This is a genomic window from Nonomuraea sp. NPDC001831 (genome assembly GCF_042892035.1).
In the GTDB taxonomy this organism is placed as follows: domain Bacteria; phylum Actinomycetota; class Actinomycetes; order Streptosporangiales; family Streptosporangiaceae; genus Nonomuraea.
Window position 1 is genome coordinate 170649 of sequence record NZ_JBIATU010000019.1, and the last position, 18162, is coordinate 188810.

Here is an 18162-nt window from a genome sequence, read left to right on the forward strand (position 1 = left end):
GTGACCGACGAGGCCATGGTGCGGGCCCTGTACCGCGAATACGGGTCCCCGCTGATGGCCTTCGCCGTGCGGCTGACGGGCGGCGACCGGCGCTGGGCGGAGGACGTCGTCCAGGAGACGCTGGTACGCGCCTGGCGCAACCTCGGGGACCTGCGGACCGACAACGGCTCGTTGATGCCCTGGCTGGCCACCGTGGCCCGCCGGGTCGTGATCGACGACCGGCGCCGGGCCGGCACGCGTCCCCTCGACACCGTGGAGGAGGTCCCGGAACGGGCGAACGCCGTGGCCGCCGAGGACGACCGCCTGCTGCGCGAGATCGTGGTGACCGACGCCATGCTCTCGTTGTCGCCGGCGCACCGCCAGGTGCTCACGGAGACCTTCCTGCGCGATCGTACGCTGCAGGAGGCCGCGGAGACGATCGGCGTGCCCGTGGGCACGGTGAAGTCCCGCGTGTACTACGCGATGCGGGCGTTACGCATCGCATTGGAGGAAAGGGGGGTGGGGCTCCCGTGAACGAAGTGCACCACGAGGACGTGGCGGCGTACGCGCTGGGCCTGCTGGACGACGACGAGCGCAACGCCTTCGAACGCCACCTGCACGGCTGCCCGAGCTGCGCCGGCGAGGTCGGCGCGTTCGCGGCGATGGGGGAGCTGATGCGCGGCGTCGACCCCGACGACCTGCGCGCCGGGCCGGTCGAGTCGGAGCTGGAGTCGCCGGTCGAGTCGCTGCTGGTGCGCCGGGCCGCCGTGGAGCGCCGCCGCCGTGCCCTCCACCGGGGGCTCATGTCGGCCGCCGCGTGCTTCCTCGTCGCGACCGGCGTCTTCCTCGCCGTCAACGCGGCGACCTCGGGCCCCGACCCCGACAGCGTGCACAGCCCCGCCCGCGCCCTGCTCATGACCGGCCGCACCTACCCGGTCAACGACCCCGCGACCGGCGTGTCCGGGGTGGTGGGCGTCGAGGACAAGGGCTGGGGCACCCACGTGGCGCTGGAGCTCAAGGGCGTCAAGGGGCCGCTGAAGTGCCGGCTGGTGGCCTTCGGCGACGACGGCCGCTCGGAGACCGTGGCGAGCTGGGGCGTGCCCGACAAGGGGTACGGCGTCCCGGGCGCCCCCGACCCCCTGCTGCTGCACGGCGGCACCAGCCTCACCCAGGACGATCTCAACCACTTCACCATCGAGACCCTGGACGGCCGCATCCTCGCGACCGTGCAGGTGTGACCGCCTACCATCGAGCGATGCGCATCGACCTGCACAGCCACAGCACCGCCTCCGACGGCACGCAGCCGCCGGCCGACGTGGTGCGCCGCGCCCGCGAGCGCGGCCTCGACGTGCTCGCGCTGACCGACCACGACACCGTCGCCGGCCACCGGGCGGCCGCCGAGGCGCTCCCCGAGGGCCTGACGCTGGTGCCGGGCATGGAACTGTCGTGCCGGCGGGCCGGGCAGAGCATCCACCTGCTCGCCTACCTCTTCGACCCCGCCGACCCCGAGCTGCTGGCCGAGTGCGAACGCATCCGCCGGGCCCGCGAGGAACGCGGCAGGCTGACCGTCGAGCGGCTGGTCGAGCTGGGCGTGCCGATCACCTGGGAGCAGGTGTCCGCGGTGGCCGGCGACAGCCCGGTCGGACGGCCGCACATCGCCCGCGCCATGGTCGCCGCGGGGGCCGTGGCCGCGCCGGAGGAGGCGTTCACGCCCGAGTGGATCGGCGCGGGCGGCCGCGCGCACGTCACCCGCTACGCCCTCGACCCCGTACGCGCGGTCCGCCTCGTGCGGTCGGCCGGCGGGGTGCCCGTGCTGGCCCATCCGAAGGCGGTCCGGCGCGGTGAGGCGGTGCCCGACGAGTGGATCGCCGAGCTGGCCGCGGCCGGGCTCTTCGGCGTGGAGGCCGACCACCTCGACCACGACGACGAGGCCCGCGCCCACCTGCGCCGCCTCGCCGCCGGGCTCGGCCTCGAAGTGACCGGGTCGAGCGACGACCACGGCGAGCTGACCGGCCACCGCCTGGGCTGCGAGACCACCGACCCCGAGGTCTACGCGCGCCTGCTCGCCGAGGCGAAGGGCGCCGCACCGATCACGGGCCGTTGAGAGCGGCCCGATCAGGGGCCGTTGAAGGCCGCACCGATCACGGCGCGCTGAAGTACGTGGTGAACCAGTCGCGGGCGTGTTCGGCGACGCTCTCCAGCGCGCCCGGCTCCTCGAACAGGTGGGTGGCGCCGGGCACGACGGTCAGGCGGTGCTCGGCGCTCAGATGCCGCTGCGCCTCCTCGTTCAGGTCGATCACGATCGGGTCCCGGCCGCCGACGATGAGCAGCGTGGGCGCGCGTACCGCGGCCAGCCGCTTCCCGGCCAGGTCCGGCCGCCCGCCGCGGGAGACGATCGCCGCGATCCGGTTGTCCGGCTCGGCCGCCGCCCACAGGGCCGCCGCCGCGCCCGTGCTCGCGCCGAAGTAGCCGATCGGCAGCCCCGCCGCCTCCTCGTGCCCGCGCAGCTCCTCCGTACGCTCCAGCAGCCGCCCGGCCAGCAGCCCGATGTCGAACACGTTGGCCCGGTCGGCCTCCTCCTCGGGCGTGAGCAGGTCGAACAGCAACGTCGCCAGGCCGGCCCTGTTCAGCACCTCGGCCACGTAACGGTTGCGCGGGCTGAGCCGGCCGCTGCCGCTGCCGTGCGCGAACACCACCACCCCCCGGGCGGCGTCAGGGACGACCAGGTCGCCGGTCATGCTTCACCTCCGACGGGCGCGCTGCCCCGCTGCGCCACAACCTTGCCGCTACCCAGGCACGGCGACCTCTATCCACCGCTCGAATGGGCATTGACCTGGGAGTATGAACAAAGAGCCGGGGCGCAAGCAGCAGAGCGCCGGCGCGCCGCTCGGGCGGATCGTCTCGGGCGCGGCGGCCGGGCTCGCGCGCCTGCGCGCCCAGGGGTTCCGGGAGTGGCTGAGGGCCGAACGGGAGGCGTTCGCCCAGACGGTCAAGGTGACGCTGGCCTGCGTGTTCGGGTGGTGGCTCGCCACGTTCGCGCTGAAGGTGCCGCTGCCCGTGCTGGTGCCGATCGGGGTGCTGCTCACGGTCTCGGCGACCGCCTACAGCACGGTCGTACGCGGGTTCCAGCAGGTCGGGGCGGTCGTGGTGGGGGTGGCGGCGGCGTCGGGGCTGATCTGGCTGATGGGCGTCAACGCGCTGACGCTGGGCGTGCTGGTGGCGGCCGGGCTCGTGCTGACCCGGCTGCTCAACCTGCCGGCCCAGAACGTGCAGATCCCGATCACCGCCCTGCTGGTGCTCTCGCTCGGCCGCACGTACGGCTTCGCGCGCCTGGCCGACGTCCTGCTCGGCGCGGCCATCGGCATCGCGGCGAACCTGCTCATCCTGCCGCCGCGCTTCGTCGAGCACGCCGCCAGGCAGTTGTGCGACATGTCGGCCGAGCTAGCCGACCTGGCCCAGGACATGGCCGACGGGCTGAGCGGCCACTGGACCGAGGACATGGCCCGCGACTGGCTCGACCGCGCCCGCGAGCTGTCCCAGCGCCTGGAGGAGACCAAGGACACCGCCGACCAGGCGGCCGAGTCCCTGCGCCTGACCTTCCGCCGGCGGCGCCGCTACGACCGGCGCCTGCGCCAGTCGGCCGAGGCCGCGACCTGCCTCGACCACGCCGGGCACCAGCTCAGGAGCATCGCGCGCGGGCTGGTGGACCTGATCGCCGGCGCCCGCGGCCTGCCCGGCGAGAAGGCCGCCGACCTGCCCGAACCCCTGGCCGGCGAGCTGCGCGCGCTGTCGCGCATCTTCCGTGACTTCGGCCTGATCCAGGTGGGCAAGGCCGCGTCCAGGGACATGGCGAACCTGTGCGCGGCCCTGCGCGAGGGCGAGCACCAGCAGCGCCACCTGGCCGCCGAGCTGGCCGGCTCCCCGCCCAAGGGCCCCCTGTGGCCCCTGTACGGCGCCCTGCTCGACGATTGCGCCAGGATCCGCCACGAGTTCGACCCCGACACCGGCCCCCACCAGTCCGCCTTCCCCTGACCCCGCCCCTGACCCCGCCCCTGCCCCCCACCGCCCGCGGGCCCGGCTCGCCGCGCCCCCCGTTCAGGCCAGGAGCAGCGCGGTGACGAACTGGAGCAGGTGCCAGGCCACGTACGCGGCCAGCGAGCAGAACGCCCACTCCTTGCTCCTGCTCACCCGCGCCACCCAGACCAGCACCTCCACCGGTTCGGACCGCGGCCTGACCGCCCGTGCCGCGAAGTAGGCCGCCATCAGCCAGGCCGCCCCCGACGCGGTGAGCAGCCCGACCGAGAGGGCGACCAGCACCCCCGGCCCGGCCGGCGGGTCACCCGGCGAGAGCTGACGGGTCCAGGCCGCCAGCACCCCGGCCAGCAGGCCGAGCGTGACCCGCCGATCCCTGCGCGCCTGTCGCTTGAGTGACTGCAGGTCTCGGCGCATGTGGTGCTTGAGCATCCGGATCACCTCCGTGTCGTCGCTGGTGGCACCAGCTAACGAGAAGGCGCGGAGAAGATCTGCGACCTCACTTCCGAGATTTCCCGACTTTTAGCGGCTTTTCAGGAGAGCTCCCGCAGCTCCTGCGCCGCCCGCCGGCCCTCGAAGACGTCCCCCACCTCGTCCAGCGTGCGCACCGCCTCGGCCAGATGGGCCACCGCCGCCGCGCGGTCCCCGAGCCTGGCGGTGATCAGGCCGAGCGCCCTCAACGCGCACCCCAGGTCGCGCCGCGTCCCGCACTCCAGGTGCACGTCCCTGGCCTGCTTGGCGTGCACCAGCGCCTCCTCGGCCCGGTCCAGGTCGAGCAGCACCATGGCCAGCGTCGTGAGCGCCGCCCCCCACCGGTCCCTGGTGCCGGTCTCGTTCTGCAGCTCGGCAGTCTGCCTGGCGTACTCCAGGGCCGCCGCGGGCTCGCCGCCCGTGTGCAGGGCCTGCGCGATCGACAGCAGCGCGCTGGCCCTGTTGTCGCCCGTCTCCTCCCTGAGCGCCAGCGAGGCCCGCGCCGCCCGCAGCGCCTGCTCGTGCCACCCCAGCGACAGGTACGTGTACGCCAGCGTCTCCTGCACGTCGGCCTCGGCCCGCCGGTTGCCCAGCCCCTGGACCAGGTCCAGGGCCTCCAGCGCGTACACGAAGGCCACCTGCGGCTGGCCCTGGCGGCGGCGCACCCGGGCCAGCCGGTTGAGCATGCGGGCCTCGACGGGCTCGTCGCGGATCACCCGGCTGATCCCGAGCGCCTGGTTCAGGTAGTCGTCGGCGCGCAGGTAGTCCGACAGCCGCCAGTGCACCAGCCCGATGTCGCCGAGCGTCTCGGCCTTGCCCTGCTCGTGGTGGAGCTCGACCTGCACCGCCAGCGCCTGCTCGTAGCAGGCCAGCGCCTCGTCGTAGCGCGAGCCGTTGCGCGCGATGCGGCCCAGGGCGCACAACGCCCGTCCGCAGCCGTGCTGGTCGCCGGTGGCCGTGTACCCGGCCAGGGCGCGTTCGGCGTCGCGGCGGGCGTCCTGCTGCAGCCGGAGCCGGTCGTAGATCTCGGCCAGGCAGAGCAGCGTCTCGGCCTCGGCGTGCTCGTCGCCCAGCTCGTGGCAGATCGACAACGCCTCCAGGCCCTCTGAGAGCGCCGCGTCCGGCTCGCCCAGGCTCTGCCGGACCCGGGCCGAGACGATCAAGCTCTGCGCGGTGCCCCTGCGGTCACCCAGCTCCTCCCGCACCCGCAGCGCCTGGCCGGCGTACCGCAGCGCCAGGTCGTGCCGTTCCCGCGACAGGTGCAGCAGGGCGAGCGTGTGCAGGCAGGTGGCCACGCCGGCCAGGTCGCCGATCTCCTGGTACACCTCCAGCGCCTCGCCCGCGCGGCGCAGCGCCGCGTCCCTGTTGCCCGCGATGCCGTGCACCTCGGCCAGGTCGTTGAGCGCGCGGGCCAGCCCCGCGCGGTCGCCCAGCGAGGTGAAGTCGGCCAGCGCCTCGCCGATGAACCTGGCCGCCAGCGTGGACGGCCCGATGTCGCGGTGGATCGAGCCGAGATGGCTGCGCATGAGCGCGACGGCCCGCCGGTTGCCCACCTGGATGGCCGAGGTCAGCCCGGCCTGCTGCACCTCCAGGTTGTTCTCGTAGTACCGCAGCCTCCTGAACGGCTCGAACACCGCCTCGGCGAGCTGCCAGGCCATCCCGTACGCCCCGCTCTCCTCGGCCAGCCGCACCGCCGAGACCAGCGACCGCCGCTCGGCCTCGAACCACTCGCGCGGCGTGTCCGGCCCCGTCGCGACCGCCAGGTAGTGGTCGAGCAGCCGCACCCTGGCCTCGCGCACCCCCGCCTCGGCGTGCCGGCCGAGTTCCCTGGCCTGCCACTTGACCAGGTCGTGCACCCGGTACCGCGACCCGGGCAGCGGCTCGACCAGGTACGCCCGATGCAGCCCCTCGACCGCCGCCACCGCCTCGCCCACCGGCACGCCCAGCGCCGCCGCCAGCACCTCCGGCGCGAAATCCCGTCCGGGAAGCAGCCCGACGTGCCGGAAGGCCCGCCGCTGGGCGGGGCTCAGCGACTCGTACGCCAGGTCCAGCGCCGACCTGAACGCCTCCTCCGGGTCCCCGGCCAGCGGCCGGTCCGGCGTACGCAGCTCCGCCGCCCGCGCCCGCACGCTCAGCCCCGGGTCCTCGGCCAGCTTGGCCGCCGAGATCCGCAACGCGTACGGATGGTACGAGCACACCCGGGCCAGCTCGGCCAGCGCGTCCCGGTCGGCGGCCCGCGGCGAACCCTCGCCGAGCACCGACACCAGCAGCGCCACCGCGTTGCCCGGGTCGAGCACCGACAGGTCCATGAGGTCGGCGTGCCCGGTGGCGCGCAGCGGCGCCATCCGCGTCCTGCTGGTCACCAGCACCACGCAGTCCTTGCCGCCCGGCAGCAGCGCCCGCACCTGGGCCGGGTCGGCCGCGTTGTCCAGGACGAGCAGCAGCCTGCGCCCGGCGATCCTGCTGCGATAGAGCAGCATCAGCTCGGCCTCGTCGGAGGCCGGCATGTGCTCGCCGACGCCGAGCGAGCGCAGGATCTGCCCGAGCGCCTCCGCCGAGCTCATCGGCGGCTGGGTCGGCGAGTGGCCGCGCAGGTCGATCATGATCTGGCCGTCGGGGAACCGGTCGGCGTGCAGGTGGCCCCAGTGCGTCACCAGCGCGGTCTTGCCCACGCCGGTCAGGCCCTGCACGACCATGGTGTTCGTCCGCCGCGGCCGGTCCAGCCAGGCCGTGAGCAGGTCGAGGCTCTGCTGGCGGCCGGTGAAGTCGGACACGTCGGCGGGCAGCTGGCGCGGCTTCGGCAGCTCGCCGACCGGCAGCGGCCCGGCCTGCGCGCCCGGCCGCGTGAGGAACGGCGTCACCCGGCCGCGCCACGGCTCGGACAGGTGCTCCCAGGCCCCCGCGGCCTCGCGCAGCGCCACCGGGTCGGCGATCCGCAGCCTCCGGTACCCCGGCCGCACCAGCCAGCCGCGCCTGACCCACTGCGTGAGCTGCCGCTGCACGACGTCGGGCGCGCTGCCCACGAGGTCGGCCAGCGTCTCCATGGACAGCGGCGGCGCGGCGGGGGAGGCCAGCTCGTACCGCTCGTCCAGGTGCAGCAGCCACACGGCCAGGCGGGCGGCGACCGGGGCCCGCGCCAGCGCCTCGTGCCTGCGGGCCGCCAGGTTCCTGGCGAACAGCTCCTGGACGAGCGCGGTCGCCACGGCCGGGCCCGCCGAGGCGTGCTCGCGTAACCGCCGCAGGTCGATGGGCCAGGCCCGGACCTCGGTCAGGGCGTCCACCTTGACGCGCTCGCCGGGGCTCCAGAAGGCCAGCTCGCCCACCAGGTCGCCGGGGCCGCGCAGGTCGTGCACGACCTCCCGGTCGCCGCCGGGGACGTGCTCGCGGGCGTACCCGTGGTCGATCAGGTGGACGCGGTTGACCGGCCGGACCGGCGAGCAGATCAGCTCGCCGCGGCGGAAGAGGCGAAGGCTCGCGCCCTCGTCGACAAGTGACCTGAACAGACCCACGCCGCCACCACCACCAATCTTGGGGACGGCGGTGTCCTCGACATGACAGGTTGGAAACAGTCCCAACGACAAAGTGTCACATCAGGCGAACACGGGTCAACGGATCACACGTGCGCCGAATCGCTGCGATCGGGCACGAACCGGTAGCCGACGTTGCGGACGGTCCCGATCAGCGACTCGTTCTCGGTGCCCAGCTTGGCGCGCAGCCGCCGGACGTGCACGTCGACCGTCCTGGTGCCGCCGAAGTAGTCGTAGCCCCAGACCTCCTGCAGGAGCTGGGCGCGGGTGAAGACCCGGCCGGGATGCTGGGCCAGGTACTTCAGCAGCTCGAACTCCTTGAACGTCAGGTCGAGCACGTTCCCGCGCAGCCGCGCGGTGTAGGTGGCCTCGTCGATCGACAGGTCGCCGCTGCGGATCTCGTCGGGGACGTCCTCGGCGGCGGCCTGCGACCTGCGCCCGGTCGCCATGCGCAGCCGCGCCTCCACCTCGGCGGGCCCGGCGGTCTCCAGCAGCACGTCGTCGACCCCCCACTCGGCGGTCATCGCGGCCAGGCCGCCCTCGGTCACCACCACCAGCAGCGGGCAGTCGATGCCCGTGGTGCGGATCAACCGGCACAGGCTCTTGGCCTGCACGAGCTCCTTACGCGCGTCCACGACGACGGCGTCGGCGGGCGGCGTGTCGATGAGCACCGACGCCTCGGCCGGCGAGACGCGGACGGAGTGGAGCAGCAACCCCAGCGCCGGCAGCACCTCGGAGGACGGCTCGAGGGCGTTGGTCAGCAGCAGCAGGTTGCTCATCACGGCCTCCTCTAACACACAAGGACCCGGAGGCGACGTCGCCCAGGTCCTGTACGCGAGGATATCCCACGGCTTAGTCGCGTCCATTGCGCGTCCACCAGATGAACAGCGGGCCCTTTGAAACAGGCGTGTTAAGGGCGACGCACAATAGAGCGAAGGCGATTGTGAGGCAACGCGTGGCCACAGGAAAAGTACGTTATTGGGCGGCGGCCAAGGAGGCCGCCGGAGTCGCGGAAGAGTCGTTCGAGGCGGCGACTCTTGAGGAACTGATGACCAAAATCACACAGAACAGGGCCGAGCTCGCCCGGGTGGTCGGCCGTTCGTCGTTCCTCGTGGACGGCGCGCCCGTGGGCCGGCGCGCCCACGACACGGTGGTGCTCGGCGATGGCGTCACGGTGGAGGTGCTGCCGCCCTTCGCCGGCGGGTGATCGACGGCTCCGGCGGGGAAGGAGACCGCCGGATCGATAGGCTCGACACCCCCGCCGACGACAGGGAGCCCCATGCGCAAGCTGATCATCTTTCTGATCGTGCTGGTCGTCCTCTTCGTCGTGGTCGACCGCGTCGCCGTCGCCGGGGTGGAGCGTGACCTGTCCAACCGGATCGCCGCCGCCACCGACCTCAGCGGCACCCCCAAGGTGACGATCGAGGGCATCCCGTTTCTCACTCAGGCCGTCTCGGGGCACTATCCCGAGGTACGGTTCGATCTCGGCACCCTCACCTACGGAGGCGTGCCGGTGAAGAACCTGCGCGGCGTCGCCTACGACGTGACCGCCCCGCTGTCCGACGTGCTGCAGAACCGTGCCGACGTCCGGGCCGGGCGGGTCACCGTGAGCGGCGTGCTCACCCGGGCCACGATCGACAAGTACGCGCCCCGGGGCATCAAGATCAGCGGCAACGGGCGGCGGCTCGTGGCGTCGGGAGAGGTGACGGTGGGGGTGCAGAAGGTGCAGTTCACCGCCGAGATGCGGGTCGACGTGGCCGACGGCGCCATCAGGCTCCAGGCGGAGAAGATCCAGGGCGTGCCCGACCAGCTCGCCCGCTTCGTCACCTACACGATCCCGTTCAAGGGCGGCCTGCCCTTCGACGTGAAGATCACCGGGGTCCAGAACGTGGCCGACGGATTGGAGTTCTCGGCCGAAGCGTCTGACGTGCCGATCCGTGGATGAGCCTGAACCGCTGCGGCCCCCCGTACGTGATGAGGGCGTGAGCGCAGCAGGCACCGCGGACGAGGAGCTCGTACGCACCCTCTTCGACGAGCACGCCGGGCCACTCTACGGGTACGTGCTGCGACTCACCGGTGATTCCGGACGTGCGGAGGACGTGGTGCAGGAGACGCTGCTGCGGGCCTGGCGGCACCCCGACGCGCTCTCCGGCCGTCCCATCCGGGCCTGGCTGTTCACGGTGGCGCGTAACCTCGTGGTCGACCAGCACCGCGCCAAGAAGGCCAGGCCGCAGGAGACCGGCGACGAGGCCCTCGCGGTGCTGCCTGCCGACGACGAGCTGGAACGGGCGGTCGAGTCGTGGGCCGTGGCCGAGGCGCTGGCCGCGCTGCGGCCCGAGCACCGCGAGGTGCTGCTGGAGGTCTACTACCGGGGGCGATCGGTGAAGGAGGCGTCGGCGACGCTGGGCATACCGCCGGGCACGGTCAAGTCGCGCACCTACTACGCGCTGCGCGCGCTCAAGCTGGCGCTGGAAGAGCGGGGGCTGGCGCCGTGATGACCTGCGAAGAAGTGCGCATCGCCATGGGCGCGCACGCCTTGGGCGCGCTCGAACCCGACGAGGCGCTGGAGATCGACAACCACCTGGCCACCTGCGAGAGCTGCGGCGCCGAGCTGCTCGAACTCGAAGGCGTCGCCGCCTTCCTCGGCAAGGTGTCCGAGCGCGACGTCGAGCTGGTGGCCAGCCCGCCGCGCCAGGTGCTCGACCGGCTGCTCAACGCCCGCGCCCGGCGCCACCGGCGCGGCCGGGTCATGCTGGCCGTGGCCGCCTCCGTCGCGGTGATCGCCGTCGGCGGCACGGTCTGGAGCGTCACCCGGCAGGACGTCACGCAGCAGACCGCGGCCGCGCCCGCGGCCGCCCCCCAGTCCTCGGCGGCCGAGAAGTCGCCGGAGACCGAGGGCTTCGTCGCCAGCGACGCCGCGCCCGACGCCCAGCTCAGGAAGGCCGTCCCGTCGCCGAGCGCGATGCCCACCACGGCCCTGAGCACCACCGGCGACGGCCGGGCGTTCAAGGGCGAGAACCGGGTCAGGGACTACTACGCCACGGTCTACGCCCTGCCCGGCGACGGGCGCACCGAGCTGCTGGTGACCGTGCGGAACGTGCCGGTCGGCACCGCCTGCAGCCTGGCCGTCTACGACGACAGGGGGCGGCGCGAGGTCGCCGGGAGCTGGACCGTCAGCCGCGAGAGCTACCGGGAGGAGACCGTCTTCCAGATGGCGACGCCGGTGCCCATGCGGCGCATCGACCGCTTCGAGGTCGTCGACCGGCGGGGACGCGTCCTGGTGAACGTCGCCGGCCCGGCCAGGAAGTAATCGCGGCCGCCCGTGGTTGGCCCTGAGGTGACGGGTCTGTGGATCGCGCTGGCAACGCTGGCGCTCGGCACGGTGATCGGGGTGGTTCGTCTGCGCCGCGACGGACGGGTGCGCGCGGCGGCCGGGGAACGGCTGACCGCGGACATGCTGGGCGCCGCCATGGGCGAGCGGGCCACGCTGGTGCAGTTCTCGACCGCGTTCTGCCAGCCCTGCCGGGCGACCAGGCGGGTGCTGGCCGACGTGAGCACGCTCGTGCCCGGGGTGGCGCACGTGGAGATCGACGCCGAGTCCCGGCTCGATCTGGTAAGGCGATTCGACGTCATGCGCACGCCCACTGTGTTTGTGCTGGATCCGTCAGGCAATGTGGTCAAAAAGGCCTCTGGCCAGCCACGGAAGGCCGACGTGCTGGCCGCGCTGGCAGCCGCGATCCCCTCCGGGGAGTCACGGCCGTCTCACGAACTGTCTCAGAACTCGGACGAGATGTGACAGATGGCGAGACGACGAGTAGGGTCGTCGCTATGAACCCGTCGACAGAGCTGCTCACGAAGCGGCGCGCGGTTGATTTCTGCCGCGTGGCCACCGCGCTCTGTCGCGCTGCCTGAGGACGGTCACCGCGGACATCTGGTCCGCCCCAATCGACCCCTTCAGGAGCATCCTGCGATGCGTGCTGATCCCAGAGCGCTGCGCTTCGGCGCGGCCGTCACCACCTTGGTCCTCGCTCTCGTCCTCGTGACGGGGAGCGCGTGGCTGCTCGCCGTCCAGGCGGTGGTCTTCGCGCTGGGAGTCGCGCGCCGCTCGCCGTACACGATGCTCTTCAAAGCGCTCGTCAGGAGCGCGCCGAAGGAAACCGAAGACGCCCGCCCGCCGCGGTTCGCGCAGGGGGTGGGGCTGCTCTTCGCGGTCGCGGGGCTGGCCGGGTTCGCCGTCGGGATCACACCGCTGGCCCTCGGGGCCACGGCCGCGGCTCTCCTCGCCGCCTTCCTCAACGCAGCCTTCGGATTCTGCCTCGGCTGCGAAACGTACCTGCTCATTCGCCGTCTACTGCCCGCCGCCAAAATGGAGGTTTCCCAATGAGCCGCTCCGCCGCCCTGGTGGACGCCGACTGGGTCGAGGCCAACCTCGACACGCCCAACGTCGTACTCGTCGAGGTCGACGAAGACGTCAGCGCCTACGACAAGGGCCACATCCGTGGCGCCGTGAAGGTCGACTGGCGGCAGGACCTGCAGGACCCGGTCCGCCGCGACTTCGTGGACAAGACCGGTTTCGAGGCTCTGCTGTCGGACCGCGGCATTTCCAACGATGACACCGTCGTGCTCTACGGCGGCAACAACAACTGGTTCGCCGCCTACGCGTACTGGTACTTCAAGCTCTACGGCCACCAGGACGTCAAGCTGCTCGACGGCGGGCGCAAGAAGTGGGAGCTCGACTCCCGCGAGCTGGTCCGCGACGTGCCCGAGCGCGCCAAGACCCAGTACGTCGCCCAGGAGCAGGACACCGCGATCCGCGCCTTCCGCGACGACGTGGTCGCCGCGATCGGCAAGCTCAACCTGGTCGACGTGCGCTCGCCCGACGAGTTCACCGGCAAGCTGCTCGCCCCGGCCCACCTCCCGCAGGAGCAGGCGCAGCGCGGCGGCCACGTGCCCACCGCCCGCAACATCCCGTGGTCCAAGGCCGCGAACGACGACGGCACCTTCAAGTCCGACGACGCGCTGCGCGCCCTCTACGGCGAGGCCGGCGTCGACTTCGGCAAGGACACCATCGCCTACTGCCGCATCGGCGAGCGCTCGGCGCACACCTGGTTCGTGCTGCACGAGCTCCTCGACCAGGGCAACGTGAAGAACTATGACGGTTCGTGGACGGAATACGGCTCGCTCGTGGGCGTGCCGATCGAGCTGGGGGAGGCCCGCTGATGACCGCTGCACAGGGTTGCGGAGCGCCGGAGCAGACCATCGCGCTGCCGGCCGGGATCGATCTGTCCAACCAGGCCGTCATCCAGGGCGTGGTGACGGGCGCCACCACCGCCTACGCGCGGCTGCTCGACCACTCCGGCGAGTTCACCGGTGAGGTCGTCGTCTCCGACGACGGCGTCTTCCGCTTCTTCGCCGCGCCCGGCGACTGGACCGTCCGCATCATCGCGGGCGGCGGCGTCACCCGCGACGTTCAGGTGGAGGCCAGGCTGGGTGAGGTCTCCCAGCTCGCGGTCGCCGTCTGAGCCCAGACAGCGCCGAGACGGGGCCCGTGTCCACACCGGACACGGGCCCCGTTCCCGTTCCGGGCGAGCGCAACGAAACCCGGCGCGGCGGTGTTGTAGAGGGCGTGAGTGGAACCGACTGTCTCGACCCGGTGCGCAAGGCGCTCCTCGACGACCTCGACGAGGGCTTCGCCGAGCTGTACGCCGCCCACCGCGGCCTGGTCTTCTCGACCGCGCTGCGGCTGAGCGGGCGCTGGGCCGACGCCGAGGACCTCACCGCCGAGGCGTTCCTGCGGGCGTACCGGGCACTGGCGGGCTACGAGCCCGACCGCCTGGCCGCGCTGCAGCCGCGGGCCTGGCTGATGACGATCCTCATGAACATCTGGCGCAACTGCGCCAGGGCGAAATCCCGCAAACCGCCACCCGACCTGCGTGACGAGCCCGTCGACGAGCCCGACCCCGCCCAGGACGTCGAGGAGGCGGCGGTCCGCAGGGAGACCGGCGACGAGCTGTCGGAGCTGCTCGGCCTGCTGCCCGACGAACAGCGGGCCGCCGTGGTGCTCAGGCACGTCGTCGACCTGCCGGTCAGCGAGATCGCCACCGTGCTCAGGATTCCGCAGGGCACGGTCAAGTCGCACGTGTCGCGAGGGCTGCGGCGGCTGCGCGAACTGGGAGGTGCCCGATGAACGACGATTCACTGCTGGCCGGGCTGGCCGCGCTGGCCACCGACGCGCCCGCCGGACTGCTCGACCGGATCGCCGCCCGCTGGGTGAGCGTGCCCGCGCCGATCGGCGAGCTGCGGGTGGCCTTCACCGACCAGGGCGTGGCGTACGTGCACACCGGCGACGACTTCGCCGCCTCGTTCAGGAAACGGTTCGGCCGGCCGCTGCTGGCCGCCGACCGGCCGCCCGCGGGGCTGGTGCCCGCGCTGCGCACCGGCCGTCTCGGCAAGGTGCCGCTGGACCTGCGCGGCGTCAGCGGCTTCCAGCGTGACGTGCTCGACGCGGTCAGGACGATCCCGAGGGGCGAGGTCAGGCCGTACTCGTGGGTGGCCGAGCAGATCGGGCGTCCGCGGGCCGTACGCGCGGTGGGGACGGCGCTCGGCGCCAACCCGGTGCCGCTGCTCGTGCCGTGCCACCGGGTCGTCAGGTCCGACGGCGTGACCGGCGACTACGTGTTCGGCCGGGCGGCCAAGGAACGGCTGCTGCTGGCCGAGGGCGTCGACCTGGACCGGGTGCGCGCCCTCGCCGGGGAGCGGGTGTTCTACCTGGCCAGCGACACCACCGGCGTGGTGTGCTTCCCGACCTGCCACAACGCCCGCCGGATCACCCCCGCGCACCGGCACGGCTTCCGCAGCGTCGCCCAGGCCAGGGCGGCCGGCTACCGGCCGTGCCGCACCTGCCGGCCGGCTCAGGCGGGCGGCTTGGCCGGGTAACGCATCAGGAGGGTGGCGCGCACGACGTCGGGGCCGTGCGCGCGGTAGCCGTGGGGGACGTCGGCGAGCCAGGAGATGTGGTCGCCCGGCCCGGCCGTGAGCGGCTCGTGGATCGGGCCGGCGCTGAGCGTGCCGGTGAAGACCGTGACGTGCTCGCTCACCCCCTTGTGGTGGGCGGGCGAGGTCTGGGTGACGCCCGGGGGCACGCGGACGCGGTAGAGCTCGTAGGTGACGCTGTCGTCCTCGAAGACCTCCAGCAGGTCGGCCTCGATGGCGGCGCCGCGCATGGTCCGCGGCTCGGGCGGCGAGTCGAGTATCGCCCCGATGGGCACGCCGAGCTGCGCGGTGATCGCCCAGAGCGTCTCCAGCGTGGGGTTGCGGGTGCCGGTCTCGACGCCGGACAGCGTGGCCTTCCCGATGCCCGCCCGCTTGGCGAGCTCGGACAGCGAGACTCCGCGCGCCTGGCGCAGCCGTCGCAGCCGGTCGCCGACGACGGCGGGGTCCTGGTCGAAGGCGGGCAGCGGGTCCATAACGCCATCGTGCCGCACGGCTCGTCCGGTGTGACCGCCTCGCGGGGACCGAATCGTCGTTTCCCGCCTTCGCCACTGCTCAGGAGTGGCCTGGAAACACCCTGGCCACAGGCTGTCCACGGGTTGCTGCTGCGGCGTAAGGGACGGACCGCTACGATTCAGCAGATGTCCGGATCGACAGGTGTGATGGCGCCGCCCCGACCTGGGCCTACGCCGGCTCAGCGGATGCCGTCGCCGTACTCGCTGCCCCTGCACGCGCTGCGCCTCGCGGGGAAATGCGCGCTGCCGCTGATCCTCTGGTACGCGGCGGGCCAGGTCGTGCGCTTCGTCCTGCTGTACGCCGCCACCGAGCTCGCCTACGGCGACCTGCGACAGCTCCGGCTGGTGGGCACGGTCACCTTCCTGACCCTGATCGTCCTCGCGGCGATGACGGTCACCACGGGCATGCTCTACACCCTGCGCGGCGCGCTGTGGGAGATGCGCGCGAGGAGGGAGGAGGGCGTCGAGGACGAGCGCTTCTTCCGGGTGCTGGACCGGGTGGCCCCCGCCTTCGCCGTGCTCTACCTGTCGTGGGGCTGGCACGTGGAGGACGCCCGCGCCCTGCAGCGCATGGACCTGAACCACCACTTCTACGACATGCAGTCGGCGGCCTGGTTCGGCGAGGAGACCCAGGTCGGCAAGGGCCTCACCGACCTCGACTGGCGGGTCTCGCTGGGCGCGATGGTCGTGCTGTTCGGCCTGAAGTGGCTGTTCGCCAAGCTCGTGGAGCAGGGCAAGGGCAAGCTGTACGGCTTCGGCGCCGCCTTCTCCGAGTTCGCCTTCGTCTTCTACGGACTGAACGCCACCGTCGCCATCGCCGGGCTGCGCTCGGAGTGGGTGGAGCACCGCAGCGTGGTCGCCGGCACCAACGACCTGCTGGAGCAGGCGGAGAAGAGCGTGCCGCTGTGGAAGACGGTCACGGACGCGGTGAGCGACTTCTGGCCGTTCTTCATCGGCGGCGTCGCCGTCCCGCTGGCCTGGCTGACCGTGGCGATGCTGGTGTTCGGCGCCTACTCCGACGAGACCCGCAGCCTGGTCAAGGGCACCCGGCTCGAACGGGGCGTGGACCGGCTGGAAGACAGCCACGACCTCACCAAGAGGACGTTCGACCAGCTCACCGGCGGCTTCCGGGACCGCTGGCTGCCGCTGGCCAACTCCCTGCGGATGATCGCCAAGGGTGGCGCGCCGCTGTTCGGCATGATGTGCCTGAGCTACGTCGCCCTGACCGTGGGCGCCGAGTACGCCGAGCGCGCCGTGGTGACGCTCGTCGGCGCGCAGGCCGACTGGGTGTGGGCGTACAAGCAGGGGCCCCTGGCGTTCGTGAGCGGGCTGGTCGTGACCGTGCTCACCATGGCGCTGCTGGCGGCCACGTACGACCTGGCCGCCACGCGGGCCCGGCTCAAGGGCGAGCCGCTCACCGACGTGTGAACCGCAGCGCGTCCACCTCCGCTTTGCCGACCTTCTCCCGTTTGAAGAAGTCCGCCGTCGGGGTGTCGGAGCGGTAGTCGCTGACCCTGAAGGAGAGCTCGACCTCGTTCGCGACCGGCGTCGGCACGATGGCCATGCCCTCGAACTTGTACTCCTTGCCCAGCTCCAGCCGGTCCGTCGGGCGGTCGCCCGGGGTGAACTCCACCGTCCAGGTCCGGCCGGAGCGGTCCTCCAGCTTGGCCCGGTCCGGCGGGGCGGTCATGGTGGCGCTGGACTCGTCGAGGAGCTTCTGGGTGATGTCCACCTTCAGCCAGGTGACCTCGGGGCCGTGCTTGCTGCCCTCGGGGGCCTGGACGGCCTTCAGGGCCGCCTTCCACTCGATGTGGTGGACCTCGCCCGACTGGCCGGGGGCGACGGCGACCTCGTTGACCTTGACGCCGCCGGTGATGGTCGTGTCGTAGAAGCGGTAGCCGTCGTAGGTGTTGAGGCCCATCGCGACGACGGACGCCACGGCGGCGCCCACGGCGACCAGGATCACTCGGCCGCGCCTGGGCGGGCGGGCGTCCTGCGGGCTCGCCGGCGGCTGCTGCACGGGGGGCGCCGCGGCTGCGGCCGCGGCCGGGGAGCGCTGCGGGGACGGCGGGGCCATGCCGGGCCGGATGGCGGGCAGCGGCTGGGTGCTGCGCCCTGAGGACTCGCGGGGGGCGGGCGGCCACACCTGCTGGTCCGGATGCACGAACCGCCCCCGCCCTGGCCCACCGGGCATCCCCTGGCCCCCGGAAGCCGTGGGCCCACCGGGCATCCCTTGGCCGCCGGGAGCCGTGGGGCCGCCGGGCATCCCGGCGCCGGCGGGTGCGGCCGGTCCGCCCGGCGTTCCAGGGCCGGGCTGCTGCGCGCCGCCACGGCCGGGAGGCCGCGCGTCGTGACCGGGAGGCGCCCCCGCGGGGCCGGGCGGGGGAGCCGCGTGGCCGGCGGGGACGGGGCCCGAGGGGTCGGGGCCGTAGCCGGGAGGTGGCGTGGGACGGGCCGGCGGCGGGGTGGCGCGGTCGCGTGGCGAGCCCGTACGGCGGCGTCGGGGCCTGGCGGGCAGCGGCGCCTGCGGCGACGGCGGCATCGGCCCGGCCCCAGGCTGCGGCGCAGGCGGCACCGGTCCGGCCCCAGGCTGCGGCGACGGGGGCATCGGTCCGGCTCCGGGCTGCGACGACGGCGGGTCCGCGGGT

Annotated in this window: 21 protein-coding genes; 15 read left to right on the top strand and 6 right to left on the bottom strand. The window is 73.1% G+C overall.

Annotated elements, in window-relative coordinates:
• The first annotated feature begins 18 nt into the window (after nt 1–18).
• Genes ACFYYW_RS41655 through ACFYYW_RS41665 form a run of 3 tightly spaced genes read left to right on the top strand, consistent with a single transcriptional unit; the run spans nt 19 to nt 2083 of the window.
• Complete coding sequence (locus tag ACFYYW_RS41655; protein WP_352355860.1) at nt 19–513, top strand: sigma-70 family RNA polymerase sigma factor; 495 nt, start codon at nt 19–21, stop codon at nt 511–513.
• On the top strand, nt 510–1217 hold the full coding sequence (locus tag ACFYYW_RS41660; RefSeq protein WP_364413879.1) for a zf-HC2 domain-containing protein: 708 nt from the start codon (nt 510–512) through the stop codon (nt 1215–1217). The genes ACFYYW_RS41655 and ACFYYW_RS41660 overlap by 4 nt, the downstream gene beginning before the upstream one ends.
• 17 nt (nt 1218–1234) lie before the next feature.
• Nucleotides 1235–2083, top strand: coding sequence for a PHP domain-containing protein (locus tag ACFYYW_RS41665; RefSeq protein WP_387658147.1), 849 nt, complete (start codon nt 1235–1237; stop codon nt 2081–2083).
• A 37-nt stretch (nt 2084–2120) separates the two neighbouring features.
• Here ACFYYW_RS41665 and ACFYYW_RS41670 read toward each other — a convergent pair whose 3' ends face one another.
• Nucleotides 2121–2717, bottom strand: coding sequence for a dienelactone hydrolase family protein (locus tag ACFYYW_RS41670; protein WP_352319787.1), 597 nt, complete (start codon nt 2715–2717; stop codon nt 2121–2123).
• A gap of 103 nt (nt 2718–2820) precedes the next feature.
• Here ACFYYW_RS41670 and ACFYYW_RS41675 point away from each other — a divergent pair, with 103 nt between their 5' ends.
• Nucleotides 2821–4011 carry an aromatic acid exporter family protein gene (locus ACFYYW_RS41675; protein WP_352319786.1) on the top strand — a complete coding sequence of 397 codons (1191 nt, stop codon included), beginning with the start codon at nt 2821–2823 and terminating at the stop codon, nt 4009–4011.
• Between the two features lie 63 nt (nt 4012–4074).
• Here ACFYYW_RS41675 and ACFYYW_RS41680 read toward each other — a convergent pair whose 3' ends face one another.
• The 3 genes from ACFYYW_RS41680 to ACFYYW_RS41690 all read right to left on the bottom strand — a co-directional run bounded on the left by ACFYYW_RS41680 (nt 4075) and on the right by ACFYYW_RS41690 (nt 8788).
• On the bottom strand, nt 4075–4443 hold the full coding sequence (locus ACFYYW_RS41680; RefSeq protein WP_352319784.1) for a hypothetical protein: 369 nt from the start codon (nt 4441–4443) through the stop codon (nt 4075–4077).
• A 101-nt stretch (nt 4444–4544) separates the two neighbouring features.
• Nucleotides 4545–7991 (bottom strand): tetratricopeptide repeat protein, encoded by a 3447-nt coding sequence (locus ACFYYW_RS41685; RefSeq protein ID WP_387658150.1) that lies wholly within the window; start codon nt 7989–7991, stop codon nt 4545–4547.
• A gap of 104 nt (nt 7992–8095) precedes the next feature.
• On the bottom strand, nt 8096–8788 hold the full coding sequence (locus ACFYYW_RS41690) for a response regulator transcription factor (RefSeq protein ID WP_352319780.1): 693 nt from the start codon (nt 8786–8788) through the stop codon (nt 8096–8098).
• 176 nt (nt 8789–8964) lie between these two features.
• Between ACFYYW_RS41690 and ACFYYW_RS41695 the strand changes: the two genes are divergently transcribed.
• From ACFYYW_RS41695 to ACFYYW_RS41740, 10 genes are all read left to right on the top strand, one after another.
• Nucleotides 8965–9216, top strand: a complete 252-nt coding sequence (locus tag ACFYYW_RS41695) for a MoaD/ThiS family protein (RefSeq protein ID WP_387658198.1) — start codon at nt 8965–8967, stop codon at nt 9214–9216.
• A 72-nt stretch (nt 9217–9288) separates the two neighbouring features.
• Entirely contained in the window at nt 9289–9954 is a 666-nt protein-coding gene (locus tag ACFYYW_RS41700; protein ID WP_387658152.1) for a DUF2993 domain-containing protein, read from the top strand.
• 37 nt (nt 9955–9991) lie between these two features.
• On the top strand, nt 9992–10504 hold the full coding sequence (locus ACFYYW_RS41705) for a sigma-70 family RNA polymerase sigma factor (RefSeq protein WP_125643242.1): 513 nt from the start codon (nt 9992–9994) through the stop codon (nt 10502–10504).
• Entirely contained in the window at nt 10504–11319 is an 816-nt protein-coding gene (locus ACFYYW_RS41710) for an anti-sigma factor family protein (RefSeq protein WP_387658154.1), read from the top strand. The genes ACFYYW_RS41705 and ACFYYW_RS41710 overlap by 1 nt, the downstream gene beginning before the upstream one ends.
• A gap of 27 nt (nt 11320–11346) precedes the next feature.
• Nucleotides 11347–11805 carry a thioredoxin family protein gene (locus tag ACFYYW_RS41715; protein ID WP_387658156.1) on the top strand — a complete coding sequence of 153 codons (459 nt, stop codon included), beginning with the start codon at nt 11347–11349 and terminating at the stop codon, nt 11803–11805.
• 174 nt (nt 11806–11979) lie between these two features.
• Complete coding sequence (locus ACFYYW_RS41720) at nt 11980–12393, top strand: DUF4395 domain-containing protein (RefSeq protein WP_387658158.1); 414 nt, start codon at nt 11980–11982, stop codon at nt 12391–12393.
• Entirely contained in the window at nt 12390–13229 is an 840-nt protein-coding gene (locus ACFYYW_RS41725) for a sulfurtransferase (protein ID WP_352319771.1), read from the top strand. The genes ACFYYW_RS41720 and ACFYYW_RS41725 overlap by 4 nt, the downstream gene beginning before the upstream one ends.
• A complete protein-coding gene (locus tag ACFYYW_RS41730; protein WP_352319769.1) occupies nt 13229–13531 on the top strand; it encodes a DUF1416 domain-containing protein in 303 nt (100 codons plus the stop codon). The genes ACFYYW_RS41725 and ACFYYW_RS41730 overlap by 1 nt, the downstream gene beginning before the upstream one ends.
• 104 nt (nt 13532–13635) lie before the next feature.
• On the top strand, nt 13636–14196 hold the full coding sequence (locus ACFYYW_RS41735) for a sigma-70 family RNA polymerase sigma factor (protein WP_352319767.1): 561 nt from the start codon (nt 13636–13638) through the stop codon (nt 14194–14196).
• Nucleotides 14193–14945, top strand: coding sequence for a methylated-DNA--[protein]-cysteine S-methyltransferase (locus tag ACFYYW_RS41740; RefSeq protein WP_387658160.1), 753 nt, complete (start codon nt 14193–14195; stop codon nt 14943–14945). Before ACFYYW_RS41735 ends, ACFYYW_RS41740 begins: the two co-directional genes overlap by 4 nt.
• On the opposite strand, the gene ACFYYW_RS41745 is transcribed toward ACFYYW_RS41740, so the two are convergent.
• On the bottom strand, nt 14921–15475 hold the full coding sequence (locus tag ACFYYW_RS41745) for a helix-turn-helix domain-containing protein (RefSeq protein ID WP_387658162.1): 555 nt from the start codon (nt 15473–15475) through the stop codon (nt 14921–14923). The genes ACFYYW_RS41740 and ACFYYW_RS41745 overlap by 25 nt on opposite strands.
• Before the next feature lie 225 nt (nt 15476–15700).
• Here ACFYYW_RS41745 and ACFYYW_RS41750 point away from each other — a divergent pair, with 225 nt between their 5' ends.
• Nucleotides 15701–16942, top strand: a complete 1242-nt coding sequence (locus ACFYYW_RS41750) for a hypothetical protein (RefSeq protein ID WP_387658165.1) — start codon at nt 15701–15703, stop codon at nt 16940–16942.
• Here ACFYYW_RS41750 and ACFYYW_RS41755 read toward each other — a convergent pair.
• Nucleotides 16929–17678 carry a hypothetical protein gene (locus ACFYYW_RS41755; RefSeq protein WP_387658167.1) on the bottom strand — a complete coding sequence of 250 codons (750 nt, stop codon included), beginning with the start codon at nt 17676–17678 and terminating at the stop codon, nt 16929–16931. The genes ACFYYW_RS41750 and ACFYYW_RS41755 overlap by 14 nt on opposite strands.
• Nucleotides 17679–18162 lie beyond the last annotated feature (484 nt).